14 protein-coding genes and 1 pseudogene are annotated in these 13,571 nt (G+C 41.2%); 12 read left to right on the forward strand and 3 right to left on the reverse strand.

The annotated features are described in order from the left end of the window. Positions 1 to 9 precede the first annotated feature (9 nt). The 6 genes and pseudogenes from LC048_RS04785 to LC048_RS04810 all read left to right on the forward strand — a co-directional run bounded on the left by LC048_RS04785 (position 10) and on the right by LC048_RS04810 (position 6,214). On the forward strand, positions 10 to 717 hold the full coding sequence (locus LC048_RS04785; RefSeq protein ID WP_226604256.1) for a 5'-methylthioadenosine/adenosylhomocysteine nucleosidase: 708 nt from the start codon (positions 10 to 12) through the stop codon (positions 715 to 717). Positions 718 to 1,701: 984 nt separating this feature from the next. Then, on the forward strand, positions 1,702 to 1,965 hold the full coding sequence (locus tag LC048_RS04790; RefSeq protein WP_371932042.1) for a YrhC family protein: 264 nt from the start codon (positions 1,702 to 1,704) through the stop codon (positions 1,963 to 1,965). Between the two features lie 354 nt (positions 1,966 to 2,319). After that, positions 2,320 to 2,457 carry a YrzI family small protein gene (locus LC048_RS04795; protein ID WP_226604258.1) on the forward strand — a complete coding sequence of 46 codons (138 nt, stop codon included), beginning with the start codon at positions 2,320 to 2,322 and terminating at the stop codon, positions 2,455 to 2,457. Positions 2,458 to 3,587: 1,130 nt separating this feature from the next. Next, positions 3,588 to 5,135 (forward strand): IS21 family transposase, encoded by a 1,548-nt coding sequence (gene istA / locus LC048_RS04800; RefSeq protein WP_226607962.1) that lies wholly within the window; start codon positions 3,588 to 3,590, stop codon positions 5,133 to 5,135. Next, positions 5,135 to 5,892, forward strand: a pseudogene (gene istB / locus LC048_RS04805) (IS21-like element helper ATPase IstB). The gene istA and the pseudogene istB overlap by 1 nt, the downstream one beginning before the upstream one ends. A gap of 1 nt (position 5,893) precedes the next feature. Then, positions 5,894 to 6,214 (forward strand): hypothetical protein, encoded by a 321-nt coding sequence (locus tag LC048_RS04810; RefSeq protein WP_226607958.1) that lies wholly within the window; start codon positions 5,894 to 5,896, stop codon positions 6,212 to 6,214. Between the two features lie 303 nt (positions 6,215 to 6,517). On the opposite strand, the gene sigK is transcribed toward LC048_RS04810, so the two are convergent. After that, positions 6,518 to 7,240: an RNA polymerase sporulation sigma factor SigK gene (gene sigK, locus LC048_RS04815; protein WP_226606967.1), complete on the reverse strand. Its 723-nt coding sequence runs from the start codon at positions 7,238 to 7,240 to the stop codon at positions 6,518 to 6,520. Between the two features lie 268 nt (positions 7,241 to 7,508). Between sigK and LC048_RS04820 the strand changes: the two genes are divergently transcribed. The 4 genes from LC048_RS04820 (at position 7,509) to LC048_RS04835 (ending at position 10,045) form a co-directional block, all read left to right on the forward strand. Next, complete coding sequence (locus tag LC048_RS04820; RefSeq protein ID WP_041965171.1) at positions 7,509 to 7,910, forward strand: DsrE/DsrF/DrsH-like family protein; 402 nt, start codon at positions 7,509 to 7,511, stop codon at positions 7,908 to 7,910. A gap of 120 nt (positions 7,911 to 8,030) precedes the next feature. Then, positions 8,031 to 8,270 (forward strand): sulfurtransferase TusA family protein, encoded by a 240-nt coding sequence (locus LC048_RS04825; RefSeq protein ID WP_226606969.1) that lies wholly within the window; start codon positions 8,031 to 8,033, stop codon positions 8,268 to 8,270. 63 nt (positions 8,271 to 8,333) lie between these two features. After that, the gene (locus LC048_RS04830) at positions 8,334 to 9,470 is read left to right on the forward strand and encodes an NAD(P)/FAD-dependent oxidoreductase (protein WP_306049578.1); all 1,137 of its coding nucleotides are present in this window, start codon (positions 8,334 to 8,336) and stop codon (positions 9,468 to 9,470) included. A 14-nt stretch (positions 9,471 to 9,484) separates the two neighbouring features. Further along, positions 9,485 to 10,045 carry a helical membrane plugin domain-containing protein gene (locus LC048_RS04835; protein WP_226606973.1) on the forward strand — a complete coding sequence of 187 codons (561 nt, stop codon included), beginning with the start codon at positions 9,485 to 9,487 and terminating at the stop codon, positions 10,043 to 10,045. 30 nt (positions 10,046 to 10,075) lie between these two features. Here LC048_RS04835 and LC048_RS04840 read toward each other — a convergent pair whose 3' ends face one another. Both LC048_RS04840 and LC048_RS04845 read right to left on the reverse strand, forming a co-directional pair. Continuing rightward, positions 10,076 to 10,432, reverse strand: a complete 357-nt coding sequence (locus LC048_RS04840) for a group I truncated hemoglobin (RefSeq protein WP_226606975.1) — start codon at positions 10,430 to 10,432, stop codon at positions 10,076 to 10,078. Between the two features lie 91 nt (positions 10,433 to 10,523). Beyond that, complete coding sequence (locus LC048_RS04845) at positions 10,524 to 11,198, reverse strand: response regulator transcription factor (RefSeq protein WP_226606977.1); 675 nt, start codon at positions 11,196 to 11,198, stop codon at positions 10,524 to 10,526. A 200-nt stretch (positions 11,199 to 11,398) separates the two neighbouring features. Between LC048_RS04845 and LC048_RS04850 the strand changes: the two genes are divergently transcribed. Then, the gene (locus LC048_RS04850) at positions 11,399 to 11,545 is read left to right on the forward strand and encodes a hypothetical protein (protein WP_226606979.1); all 147 of its coding nucleotides are present in this window, start codon (positions 11,399 to 11,401) and stop codon (positions 11,543 to 11,545) included. 163 nt (positions 11,546 to 11,708) lie between these two features. Next, positions 11,709 to 13,490 (forward strand): M3 family oligoendopeptidase, encoded by a 1,782-nt coding sequence (locus LC048_RS04855; RefSeq protein WP_306049580.1) that lies wholly within the window; start codon positions 11,709 to 11,711, stop codon positions 13,488 to 13,490. Positions 13,491 to 13,571: the final 81 nt, after the last annotated feature.

Raw genomic sequence — 13,571 nt, forward strand, 5'->3', positions numbered from 1 at the left:
GTCAGATGAATGAGCAGAATTGGTATTATAGGCGCAATGGATGAAGAGATTCAGCATATCCTTGACGCAATGAAAGGCTATGATGAAAAAAAGAAAGCAGGCATCACTTTTTATGTCGGCACTTTCAACGGATATGACGTTGTACTTTGCAAGTCAGGAGTCGGGAAAGTTAACGCGAGCGTATGTACTCAAATATTAATTGATGAATTCACTGCGTCAAATATAGTATTTACAGGTGTTGCCGGTGCTGTTAATCCGGACTTGAAAATAGGGGATATTGTTGTTTCAACTGATTGTGTACAGCATGATATGGACGTTCGTGCATTAGGTTTCGAGCTAGGGATAATCCCTTATACAGAAGTGTCTGTATTCAAAGCGGATGAGAGATTGGTGGATTTGGCGATTACAGCGAGCAAAGAAATTGTAGATGACAAGAAAATCGTCAGTGGACGCATTTTATCTGGTGACCAATTCATCGCCGATCGTGATAAAGTGAAATTCCTTCATGAGGAGCTTAATGGTTATTGTACAGAAATGGAAGGGGCAGCCGTTGGACAAGTATGCAGCATGAACAACATTCCATTCGTTATCATAAGGTCAATGTCTGATCAGGCAGATGGATCCGCTGATGTTAACTTCCTGGAATTCACGAAACTCGCTTCACAGAACTCCTTTGAGATCGTAAATGAGATGATCAAGAACTGGAACCTGGATTAATTTTACTTAAAATAGCTTTCCAGTTTACGATAAGATTGAGTGTTATAAATCATAAAATTATTTTAGCGTGAAATCACATCTGGGGGATTTCACGCTTTTTTTCTAAGTAGTCGCTGGTTCAGACAAATAAGTGGGGAGATTGCTGCAAATGTCTTAAGTAGAGGCAGCTTCAGACAAAACAGAGCTTGGAAACTCCGCAAATGTCAGAAGTAGCACCATGTCCGGACAAAACAGCGGTGGAAGCCTAGGCTAATGTCTAAAGTAGGGCAATGTTCAGACAAAACAGAGGTGAAAGCCGCGGCAAATGTCCGAAGTAGGGGTAGGTTCGGACAAAACAGCGGTGGAAGCATAGGCAAATGTCCGAAGTAGGCCCATGTTCAGACAAAACAGAGGTGAAAGCCGCGGCAAATGTCTGAAGTAGGGGTAGGTTCGGACAAAACAGCAGTGGAAGCTTAGGCAAATGTCCGAAGTAGGGGTAGGTTCGGACAAAACAGCGGTGGAAGCATAGGCAAATGTCTGAAGTAGGGGTAGGTTCGGACAAAACAGCAGTGGAAGCATAGGCAAATGTCCGAAGTAGGGCCATGTTCAGACAAAACAGAGGTGAAAGGCGCGGCAAATGTCTGAAGTAGGGCCATGTTCAGACAAAACAGCGGTAAAAGCCGCGGCAAATGTCCGAAGTAGGGGTAGGTTCGGACAAAACAGAAGTGGAAGCATAGGCAAATGTCCGAAGTAGGGCCATGTTCAGCCAAAACAGAGGTGAAAGCCGCGGCAAATGTCTGAAGTAGCAACATGTTCGGACAAAACAGCGGTGGAAGCATAGGCAAATGTCCGAAGTAGGGCCATGTTCGGCCGAAACGGAGGTGAAAACCTAGGCAAATGCCTGAAGGTCTTTTCAATAAAAGGCACTTATTTTCCAGTATTTACTTACCAAAAAAGTGTTTAAAAAATGTTAAAGTAGGGTTGTGGTTAAGTCTGAAAGTGAAGGTGATTAATTTGGACGCTAAACAACTCTATGATAAAATGGTTGATTTTAAACAATTTGCAACTGTACTTCTTGCTGTAGGAGCTTTTTTTTACCTTGGTATAATCATTCCATCTGAAACGAAAGTGATGACAGATATATATATTGCAACAGGTGCCTCTGTTGGTTTCCTTGCTGGTTCAGTATCATTTTTCTCAATCGCTAAAAAATACCGCAACCAGCTGGTAGAAACAGAAGAAGGTCAGGAATTGCTGATGAAGAAATAAACGTCCGTGCAGGGCGTTTTTTTTGTTGATTTATGACGAATACTTTTTTGGGAAAAACGACCAAAAAGGGTTTACAAAACACATTAAAGTGGATATACTTACCAATGTAATTAAGTAATTCAAAAGGAGGTCGAGTGAAATGATCATGATTGGATACTGGAATAACGCACAAACTTCATATCTTATTACGCATTCGACCGGATCGGACTGGATTATTTAAGTTGTTTTCTTAAACTAATACATCCATGGCTGCAGGGAGAATCGTGCCCCTGTGGCTTTTTTATGCCCATTTTGCCGCAGGGGAGGAATCCCTGCGGCTTTTTGGGGTGGAATTAAAAAGGAGGTGAACCGATAATGACCCTAAATATCTTGTTTTTAACAATTACAATCAACAAACGCCCAGTGTCTTTGGAAGAAATACGCCATAACGAAATGGTAGAAAAAATGGTTGAAGATAACAAAACCCGTCAAACAATGCTGCGCCCGTTTTAATTCATTTGAAAAAAACTTTAGAAAGGTGGAAAGAAAATGATTTATTTAATTCAAAGAAGACTGGCTAGCTTATGGGTGGAGAAGGACACCACCTAACGACGGAGTCGGGAGGGAATTTGTATGTCACTACATGTATTGCTGTTAACTCTCATTTTCAAGAAAAAGAAATCCAATCGTTAACTAAATGTTCACATCCACATACTTTTAGCACCATAATTATATGATAAATTTGATGTAAATATCGGTGGATGCTAAAGGGGTGAAGGGCATGTTCTTGATTGTCATGGGATTGGTGATCTGTGGCGCTGTCGGTTTGGTAGTTGCTGCAGAAGTGAGTGTGGAATAGGGTGTGAAAAGGTATCAATCAATTGTGATTGATGCCTTTGTTGTTCTTCTGAAACGTACTTTTGAAAAAACGAAAACCTGGAGCAAATTTTAACGGGTTCAGATGCCTGTAAGATTTCATAAAAATACATTTAAAAATGTCTTCATATTTATTTTCCTTTTGTCCGGCAAAACGCAGGGCTTTTTGTTTTGTAAGAACATTAAAAAGAGCCGATAACCCTAATGTATAATGCATTTTAAGGCCAAAGCTCTGTAACAATTAAATATTGATTTCACTGTGTTTAAAAAATAAACGGAAAAAATCCGTTTAAATTGGGAAATACTCTTTTTTTCTTGAAAATAAGAGGAGTTTTTCCGCTTATTTGATCCAAACCTTTGGTTTTGTCGTATTTTAGAGTAGTTAACCGGAATATCTCTGCTTATTTCTGCTTCTAAAGCTTTCTTTTATATATTAGCCGGAAATTCTCCGCCTATTTATCCTCATACCTACACAAGAATCAATAATGAATAAACAAGAGCAGCGGCCAAAGAAAAACGTGGCTTTTGTAAATAAAAAACAAAGCATTGTGCTGTCCAATTTGCAATAACAGAAATCTTGTGACCATACATTTTGATGTACAGCTTCAAGTGATTACAGCCACCCAAATGTACCACCTCTGCCATTGTTTTTACCAGAGAGTGACAAGAAATTTACCACTAATCGACAACTTAATTACCACCTAAAACCTTCCGTATAATTAGTGAGCATATCTACAGATATGACACTTTATATGGGAGGTTTTTTTATGATCCATTATCGTAAGATATTGGAATTATATGACGAGGGAATTAGTCTAAGGGGCATTGCCGCCAGTACTGGTCACTCTCGGCAGAAAGTAACTGAAATCATTGAATTGGCTGGAAAGAAAGGATTGGAATGCCCGCTAGAGGAGGAAATGGACGATAGATGGATTGAGGATTTTCTTTTTCCTGAAAAGACCATGGAAGGCTCCGGCAGACAGCCTCTTGATTTTGAGTACATTCACAAAGAGTTAGCTAAACCGAATGTTACTCTGTCTCTTTTGCATCATGAATACGAAGCACGTAGCCGTGCGAATAACACGATTCCTTACTCCTATCGGAGTTTTGTACGGTATTACAGTAATTATGCTCAAAAGTACAAGGCGACAATGCGTATTCGAAGAAAACCAGGCGAAATAATGGAGGTTGATTGGGCTGGGTCCACACTTTTCATTATTGATAGAGATACTGGGGAAAAAGTGAAGGCGTATGTATTTGTCGCTACATTACCGTGCAGTCAGTTTTCCTATGCGGAAGCAACGCTTTCAATGGATCGGCATTCCTGGATTAACGCACATATACATGCGTATGAATATTTTGGCGGCGTAACTCAGATACTGGTTTCGGATAATCTGAAAACCGGTGTAACGAAGCACACTTCTAGGGAACTTGTGTTGAATCCTACGTACAAGGAAATGGCCAATCATTACAATACAATCATTATGCCAGCACGTGTGCGCAGCCCTAAAGATAAAGCGAGTGTTGAAGGCTCTGTTGGTACGATTTCAACATGGATTATAGCAGCACTGAGGAATACGCATTGTTTTAGCATCGAAGAATTAAATGTGGAATTACGTAAGAAACTTGAGGAATATAACCAGCGTCCTTTTACCAGAAAAGAAGGATGCCGTTTTTCTGCTTTTGAGGAAGAGGAGAAATTTGCGCTTTCCCCTCTCCCAGCCACGCCTTACAAAATATCTGAATGGAGAACGGCGAAAGTAAAGCCTGATTACCACATATCTGTAGACAGTATGTTTTACTCCGTGCCATACGAATATATTAATCAGGATGTGGATGTGAAGCTTACCGATGATATGGTTGTAGTCTATTTTAAGCACATGTGGCTAACTTCACACAAACGATTATATGGGAGATTCGGTCAGCCATCAACCCTTCCGGAGCATATGCCCGATAATCATAAGTTATATGTAGAGCACACGCCCGAAGTAGCGATTGAGTGGGCCAGCAGCATTGGCTCCTCCACTACTATTGTCGTTCAATACCTTTTAGACTCCTATCAGTCTGAAAGACAGGCACTGCAATCTATCTTTTCTTTAAAGAAAATGGAGCAGCGTTACACCAAATATGAGATAGAACTGGCATGTAAAATGGTGTTATCCATGACAGGAAGACCGACGGTCAAAAGCATCCAGACAATATTGAAAAGCAACAAGAAAAAAGACGCTGAACAAGAAATAAATAAAAATACAGAGGTAAGCGAGACCAATTTTGGCTTCACACGTGGGGCTTCTTATTATGGAGGAAAAGAGTAATGTTAAATGAGCATATGTTATCCAAACTACAAGAAATGAATTTAGGAGGTATGGCCGAAGCATTTAGAGAACAATCCTTAAACAGAGAATACCAATCTATGAGTTTTGAAGATCGTTTTTCCTTGCTTGTCGACCTGGAATATTCGCGTCGGAAAAGCAATCATCTAAATCGTTTAATTAAAAACGCCACATTTTCAGACTCAAAAGCCTGCATTGAGGATATTGAATACCATGAGGATCGAAGACTTAAGAAGGAACTCATTTTGAAATTGGTAAAGCGGTACTTTTATATCAAGATCATCATAACATCATTTTAAAAGGTCCCACTGGCTCCGGAAAAACCTACATGGCGTGTGCATTGGGTGTTTCCGCTTGCCGTCAGCAGTATAAAGTGAAGTATGTCCGGCTCCCAGAATTACTGGATGAACTGTCTCTGGCTAAATTGGCTGCCGACGGCAGCTATCGAAAGCTAATAAAAAAATACACAAAAACAGATGTACTCATTCTTGACGAGTGGTTACTTTCGGATCTTTCAAAAGATGAAGCAAATATCCTGTTGGAGATTACAGAAGCCCGGCACAAAACTGCTTCCACCATATATTGTTCCCAAATTGATCCGAGCGGTTGGCATATCAAATTGGGTAACGGAACGATGGCAGAAGCAATTTTGGATCGCATTGTTCATGACTCTTACCAACTACTTTTGGATGGGGATATTTCCATGCGGGAACGTCATGGATTGGGTATAGAGGTGTAGGATGAGGGAGTTATTAACGGTTCGGGAAGCCACCGAAATCTTACAATCTTGCGGAATAGAATGTCAGTTTCATGAAGTAAAGAAATGGGCTATAGAGGGGAAAATAAAAGCGAAGCATGAAAATAGAGTTTACAGAATCGGTCTTGATGATGTTTATGATTTCCTCGAAATACTTTGGAAAGGCAGCTCATACGAGATTGGAATAAATGATGAAACAAAGATAAGTAGGCTCATTCAGGAGAACAAAGAGATTAAGGATAGAATTATACAGCTAGAGAAGGAAAACAAAATACTAAGACAAAAGTTATCCTCGTTAAAATAAAGCTTTCAAAATTAATGGAATACCCCTGCCACTGGTCAAATAGGCAGGGGTATTCTATTGAAATGTGTATGGTAAAGAGCTTGGCATTTGGTGGTAAATTTTCTGTCATTGAGTGGTAAAAAAGATGGCACGGGTGGTAAATTCTTATGACCGTAATCATCAAGAGCCTATTAATATAATTTTAACGTTATATCAATAAAAAAAGACCATCAACTTAACATGCAAATTGATGGTCATTTTAAAGTGCATTTTGGATGTTTGAGAAAGGTATCAGAACCCGTTAAGCAAATGTCCAAATCTTTGTTATTGTCCCTTATTCTTCTTCTTTTCCTTCTCCGCCCGATAAAACTCATGGAACATTTTCATCAATGCCCTCTTCTCGATCCGGGATACATAACTTCTCGAGATGCCAAGCTCTTTGGCAATTTCCCGCTGCGTTTTCTCCTTCTTTAAATCAAGGCCAAAGCGGCCAACAATGACCTCTTTTTCACGTTCATCGAGGACATTGATATATTCCTTCACTTTTTCCAGCTCCATATTGAGCTGGATGGTATCAATGACATCTTCTGATTCAGACTTCAGGACATCGATCAGTGAAATTTCATTTCCTTCTTTGTCCTGGCCGATAGGGTCATGCAATGAAACATCCTTTTTAGTCTTCTTCAATGCCCGCAAATGCATTAGAATCTCGTTCTCAATGCAGCGAGCAGCATATGTTGCCAGTTTGGTTCCTTTGCCTTCCGAATAGCTTTCGATTGCCTTGATCAGGCCGATTGTCCCGATAGAAATCAAATCCTCCGAATCCTCGCCAGTGTTTTCAAACTTTTTCACGATATGTGCGACAAGTCTCAGGTTATGTTCAATCAGCATATTTCTTGCGTGTGGGTCACCATTTGCCATCAACCTTAAGTACTTCCGCTCATCAGCTGCAGATAACGGTTGAGGAAATGCATTGTTTTTAACATACGAAACAAGAAGGATCACTTCTTTAACTAAGTAGCCGAGTGCTGTTAGTATGCCCGACATGTTTCCACCCCCGCTTTTTTAGGCTTTCGCCTATAATAAATTCCTATGTCTTAAAGGGCTGGATTGTGTCTGTCCAATTAAATATTTTGGTTTGGGAATTTAATCCAAAAACAATTTTCAAGAATCAATAGTTAATTCTGTGAACGCGTTGTTTTGTCACTTTTTAGACTAAGAACGTTCACATAAAAGAAACAGACATAGAGGTAGGGGTATGGGTATAATTTAGGTGTAAAGAAAATTCATTCGAAATTATTAGGAGGAAAAAATCATGGAACAACAAGCCCCATCTTTAGCGGTCATCTTATTATCGGAAGATCTAGAAAAGCTGCATGCAGGAGCACTTGTAGGCTCAGTTGCATCAATGTCAGGAATGACAGTCAATGTATTCGTGACAATGAACGCATTGAAATCTTTCCGCAAAGACAGCTTTGAAACGACTGATTTCATTACTGGAACTATTGGCAAGGAAATGCTGGCAAAGAAAATCCCATTGTTCGATTCACTTTTACAGGAAGGCAAGGATATGGGAGAGCTTAATATTTACGGTTGCGCATTAGCGATGGATATCATGGATTGGCAAGAAGAAGACATGATTGATGTGTTTGATGGTGTAATCGGGGTTACTAAATTCCTTGGTATGACTCAAGGTGCAACAGTTATTACAATGTAGGCTGCTGAAGCAGGAAAAAGTGATATGGCGTGCAGGCCTTTCATCCTTTTCCCCTTCATGCAAAAATAAAAAATCTTTTCTAATTTTAACACAAAACATCACTATATAGGAGGAAAAATCATGAGTGAAGTACAAGTAACTAAATCAATCGATGCCAGAGGAGCATATTGCCCAGGACCTTTAATGGAATTGGTAAAAGGAATCAAGACAGCACAAGTCGGAGATGTTGTAGAAGTACTGTCCACTGATAAAGGGTCAGCAGTCGATATCCCTGAGTGGGTAAATAAAATGGGCCACGAAATTGCCTACCTCGAAAATGAAGGCGATGAATTCAAAATCGCTGTTAAAAAGGCAAAGTAATCGATCGCTGTTTGTTCAGCTAACAGCCTTCATCAAAGAATCCAATAAAGAGGTGTGGACCAAATGACAAAGAAAATTGTTATTCTTGGTGCCGGCAGCGCGGGAACAATGGTCGCAAACAGATTAGCCCGCCAGCTTGGAGATGAAATCAAGAAGCGTGAAGTCGAAGTCACTTTGATTTCCAATACTGAAAAGCATATCTACCAGCCAGGATACTTATTCATCGCTTTCAATGAAAAGCCATCTGAGCACTTCATCAGAAAACAGGAAGCACTTGTTCATCGACATGTAAACCTTGTATATGATGATGTAGAGAAAATCGATGTCGAGAAGAAAATGGTCAAAGGAAAGAAGCAGTATCAATATGACTATCTTGTTGTCGCGACTGGATCACATCCAGACCTTGACAGTGTACCCGGCTTAAGAGAAGGAGCGCATAATTTCTATACGCTTGATGGCGCAGAACGCCTGCGCGATGATCTTGCAGCGATGGAAAAAGGGAAAATCCTGATCACGATTGACGTGCCGCATAAATGTCCTGCTGCTCCGCTTGAACTGGCATTGATGCTTGATGACTACTATCGGAAGAATGGCCGACGCAAGGATATTGAAATCAAATATTCTTATCCTATCGGACGAATCCATTCATTGGTTCCAGTTGCAGAATGGGCACTTCCGCAGTTTGAAAAGCGCGATATCAAATACGAAACATTCTTCAATCTTGAAGAAGTGGATCCGAAGCGCAAAGTGGCCATCACAATGGATGGTTCGGAACACCATTATGACATGCTGATTACGATCCCAGCCCATACTGGCGCAAAAGCAGTATTGGATTCTGGTATTGGAGATGAGTCCGGCTTTATTCCAACAAACCGTACAACATTGAAAATGATTGACCAGGATGATGTATACGTCATTGGTGACGCTACGAACCTTCCAATCAGCAAAGCTGGTTCAACTGCACACTACCAATCTGAATCACTTGTGGCAAATATCATCAGCAGATTGACTGGTCGCCCGGAAACAGCTGTATACAATGGTAAGGTAGCTTGCTTCCTTGAGAACAGCCTTGAAGATGCGAGCATGATTACATTTGACTACAACAACCCTCCGCAGCCAGCAGAAACTTCTGATCTGCTGCATTGGTTCAAAGCAGTATACAATGAGCTTTACTGGTTAAATGCCAAAGGGATTTTATAGAAGGGGTGGTTGAGATGGCTACAGAAACACCTCAAGCGGAGCAGAATGCTCAACATAAACTTGTCAGCTTCACCGATGCAGCCATGAATGCTGTAACCGGGGAAATGGTCTCGACGATCGCCGAGACAGGCGTAAAGATGGTTGAGATGGCTGATGATTTGCTTCAGCCTGAAACGCTTTCTTTATTAAAAGTCCTTCCTGAGGTGGCTGAGAACCTCGAGCGTACTTTAATGGAAGTAAAACGCATGGAAGAAACTGGTGTATTGAAATCCTTGATGCAGCTTGCAGATATGGCAGCGGCTATGAAGGGTGCCATGACTGGACCGATGGTTACGGATATGGCTGAGAAAGCAATCAAAGGTGTAGAAATAGCAGATTCGTTCGTTCAGCTGGGTGCCATTGATCTGGTAGAAGGTATGCTAACTGCGTTCCATAATGCTCAAGAGGAAACAAAGGATAAAGAGCCGTTATCATCCATGCAGTTGATGAAGGCTGTCACTCAGAAAGAAACAAGAGAAGGCATGACATTAATGATCTCCTTCCTGCAAAATCTGCCGAAACAGTTGAACAAATAAAAGGAGAGGGAATTTTCCCTCTCCTTAGCTTCATTTATATAGAATATCATTCTTCATGCCTGTCAGTTTCTCCAATACTTGATTGATATCATCTTCAGATACATTGAATTCCCTCAGGCTGGCAGCAAGGTGATTGGCTATGGCGCCGAAGTGCTCATCATTCAGGTTCATGCCTTTATGCGCGAGCTCCATGCTTCTTCCGGAATACTGATTAGGTCCGCCCAATGCCCAGCTGATAAACAATGATTGGTGTCTGCGCTGTTTTTCCATATCCGTTTCTTCAAAGAACTTATTGACTGTTTCATCCGCCAATACCTTTTCGTAAAAAACATCGACCACTTTTGAAATGGCATCTTGTCCGCCGAGACGATCGTATAAAGTTTCCATTCTATAATCCTCCTAACCATAGTTAACGTCACTATTAATTCTTTTTAACCAAAGGATTATGAATGAAACCTTTTAGATCAAAATGCAAACACTAATTCATCCATTTATAGCCCACGCCCCAAACAGTAGACAAAAATTCGTCCACAGCAAAACCTGATTTACGAAGTTTATCTCTAAGGTTCCTTACATGTGAATCTATTGTACGGTCTTCGGTATCGACACCGTATCCCCAAATGGTTGAAATTAAGTGTTCCCTTGTGAAAACCTTATTAATGTTTTGCAAAAATAGGCTCAGCAAGGCAAACTCCTTAGGCGTAAGAGGAATGAGAATGTCATTATACTGTACATCATAGGATTCCGTGTTAAGTTTCAAGCCATTGAAATCGACCAGTGGGCTTTTGACAGAGTGTCTCCTAAGTACTGCTTCGATTCTTGCAATTAATTCACCTTCATCAAAAGGCTTGGTTATATAATCATCAGCTCCTATTTTCAACCCTCTGACAACGTCTGGCTTCTCACTCCTGGCAGTAAGCATGATGACGGGTATATCCTTCCAATGCCTGCGGATTTCAGTGCATGTCTCCCAGCCATCCATCTCGGGCATCATAACATCGAGCAACACGAGATCAGCATGGTTGTCCTCCAGGAAGCTTATGGCCTCATTGCCGGAAGTTTTTTTCATGCAAGTGAATCCTGCTGGTGTTAAATACAGAGCAAGCAAATCAAGCATGCGCGTTTCATCATCTACTAACAAAATCGTGGCTATATAAAAAACCCCCTTGAAAAATATTCTTGAGTTTATCTTACACGAAAAGTTTGGAAAAACCGTGCACTTTTGATGTCTTTCATTTATCATGTTGACCCTGTAAAGCCCTGTGATTTTTTTAAAGGTTCGCAAAAAGCCCAAACCAAAATGGACAGAATCCCATAAAATAATAATAGGATACAGAAAAGGAGTGTGAAAGTATGCCTTACGGTTACTATCCACCATACGGTGCACCCTATGGCGGTTATCCGGGTTATTACGGAGGAAGTGGTGTATGGTTTGCACTGTTCATCATCCTGCTCGTAATCGTCCTGATTTTTGGCGGATGGTGGTATTTTTACTGCTAGAAGGGAAAGAGGTTTATCCCTAAGAATGGGATAAACCTTTTTACGTCCAGAATTTTCCCCTTCATAACTTTTAGTTACATCTTTTTAGATAATCATTGAAAAAATAGAAATTTTAGAAAAATAACATTATAATAATATAGTAGAAAAAAGGGGGATCAATTCAATGACCAATACATACTCGGAAGTCTGGGACTTAGACGTATTTTTTGAAGGAGGAAGTGCTTCGCCGGAATTTGCTGCACACCTGAAGGCTGCAGGAGCGGAAATAGAGCAATTCAAAAAGGAAGTTGAAAGCTGGCAGCCTGCTGACCATGAAAGCGAAGGGTCCAGGCTGGAGGGCCTCGTTGCAATGTTTGATAAAGCGGCAAGGAAGGTAAGGCAGGCAGGAGCTTTTGTCAGCTGTCTGGATGCTCAAAATACAAACGATAAGAAGGCCGGACAATTAAAAGCAGCTGTTACGGAACTTAGTGCGTCCTTACAGACAGCACTTACGATATTTGACAAGAAGTTATCCAGTTTTTCGGATTCTGTCTGGAGTGAGCTTGTTCAGCATGGGCTTTTACAGGAGCTGCGCTTTGTGCTTACAGAACGTCGCGAACGGGCAGCGGAAAGGCTTTCCGGAAAAGAAGAATCGGTCATCAATGCATTGAGTGTGGACGGCTATCATGGCTGGGGCCAGATGTACGACCTTCTTGTAGGAAACACGAAAATCAACTTTAATGGGGAAAGCCTTTCAGTGGGACAGGCAGCCAATAAGCTTTCCAATCCTGATCGGTCCGTCCGGAAAGAAGTGTTTGCTCAATGGGAAAAAGCATGGGGAGAGAATGAGGAAGCCTTCGCGAAGACGCTTAATCATCTTGCAGGCTTTCGCTTGAATGTCTATAAACTTCGTGGCTGGGAGGATGTATTGAAAGAGCCCCTTGACATTAACCGAATGAAAAAAGAAACGCTTGAAGCCATGTGGGAGGTCATTTCCGACAATAAGGAGCCATTTGTTCAGTTCCTGCATCGCAAATCAAAGCTTCTTGGGCTGGAAAAGCTGAGCTGGTACGACTTAGATGCACCGATAGGCAGTACGGAATCGAAAATGTCCTATCAGGAAGGTGCAGATTTTATCGTCGATAATTTTGAAAGGTTTGGCAAGGAGAATGCTGACTTTGCAAGGATGGCGTTTGAAAACAATTGGATTGAAGCGGAAGATCGTCCTGGTAAAGCTCCAGGAGGTTTCCACACATTCTTCCCGGAAAGCAGCCAATCTCGGATTTTCATGACCTACTCAGGCACTCCTTCCAATGTATCTACACTTGCACATGAGCTTGGACATGGTTTCCATACCTATGCAATGCGCGATTTACACTTGCTTAATCGCAATTATGCAATGAATGTTGCTGAAACGTCCTCTACTTTCGCTGAAATGATTGTTTCCGATGCTTCCGTCAAGAACGCGAAAACAAAAGAAGAGAAACTCAGTCTGTTGGAAGATAAAATTCAGCGGTCGGTAGCGCTTCTGATGAATATTCATTCGAGGTTCCTGTTTGAAACGAAATTCTATGAAGAGCGCAAAGAGGGTGTTGTCACCACAGAAAGACTGGGTGAATTAATGAAGAAGGCACAGTCAGAAGCATATGGCGGTGCACTGGAAGAGTACCATCCTTTATTCTGGGCTTCAAAGCTTCACTTCTTCATCACAGGAGTACCTTTCTATAACTTCCCTTATACTTTCGGCTATTTATTCTCTCTTGGGATTTATGCGTTAGCACAGGAAGAAGGCAAGGGGTATGAAGAGAAATATATTGCCCTATTGAAGGACTCAGCATCTATGACAGTCGAGGACCTCGCCCAAAAGCATCTGAACGTCGACCTAACGCAAAAGGATTTCTGGGAAAAAGCTGTCCGCATGTGCGTGGAGGATGTCGAGGAATTTATCGCTTTGACCGAGGAGTAATCAGCTTGTCAGAGAGGAAAAACCAGTTTTCGACTATTTAAGAGAATTAGACAGGTTTATAATCTCTAAAATATACAAAAA

Origin of the sequence: Mesobacillus subterraneus, from assembly GCF_020524355.2 — a bacterium.
GTDB lineage: Bacteria > Bacillota > Bacilli > Bacillales > Cytobacillaceae > Mesobacillus > Mesobacillus subterraneus_C.

Bases quoted from the DNA above. Each gene is read 5' to 3' on its own strand.
- LC048_RS04830 (WP_306049578.1), top strand. From the start codon at position 8,334: ATGACAAAGAAAATTGTTATTCTTGGTGCCGGCAGCGCGGGAACAATG.
- LC048_RS04835 (WP_226606973.1), top strand. From the start codon at position 9,485: ATGGCTACAGAAACACCTCAAGCGGAGCAGAATGCTCAACATAAACTT.
- LC048_RS04825 (WP_226606969.1), top strand. From the start codon at position 8,031: ATGAGTGAAGTACAAGTAACTAAATCAATCGATGCCAGAGGAGCATAT.
- LC048_RS04810 (WP_226607958.1), top strand. From the start codon at position 5,894: ATGAGGGAGTTATTAACGGTTCGGGAAGCCACCGAAATCTTACAATCT.
- LC048_RS04795 (WP_226604258.1), top strand. From the start codon at position 2,320: ATGACCCTAAATATCTTGTTTTTAACAATTACAATCAACAAACGCCCA.
- LC048_RS04850 (WP_226606979.1), top strand. From the start codon at position 11,399: ATGCCTTACGGTTACTATCCACCATACGGTGCACCCTATGGCGGTTAT.
- LC048_RS04855 (WP_306049580.1), top strand. From the start codon at position 11,709: ATGACCAATACATACTCGGAAGTCTGGGACTTAGACGTATTTTTTGAA.
- LC048_RS04785 (WP_226604256.1), top strand. From the start codon at position 10: ATGAGCAGAATTGGTATTATAGGCGCAATGGATGAAGAGATTCAGCAT.
- istA (WP_226607962.1), top strand. From the start codon at position 3,588: ATGATCCATTATCGTAAGATATTGGAATTATATGACGAGGGAATTAGT.
- LC048_RS04840 (WP_226606975.1), bottom strand. From the start codon at position 10,432: ATGGAAACTTTATACGATCGTCTCGGCGGACAAGATGCCATTTCAAAA.
- sigK (WP_226606967.1), bottom strand. From the start codon at position 7,240: ATGTCGGGCATACTAACAGCACTCGGCTACTTAGTTAAAGAAGTGATC.
- LC048_RS04820 (WP_041965171.1), top strand. From the start codon at position 7,509: ATGGAACAACAAGCCCCATCTTTAGCGGTCATCTTATTATCGGAAGAT.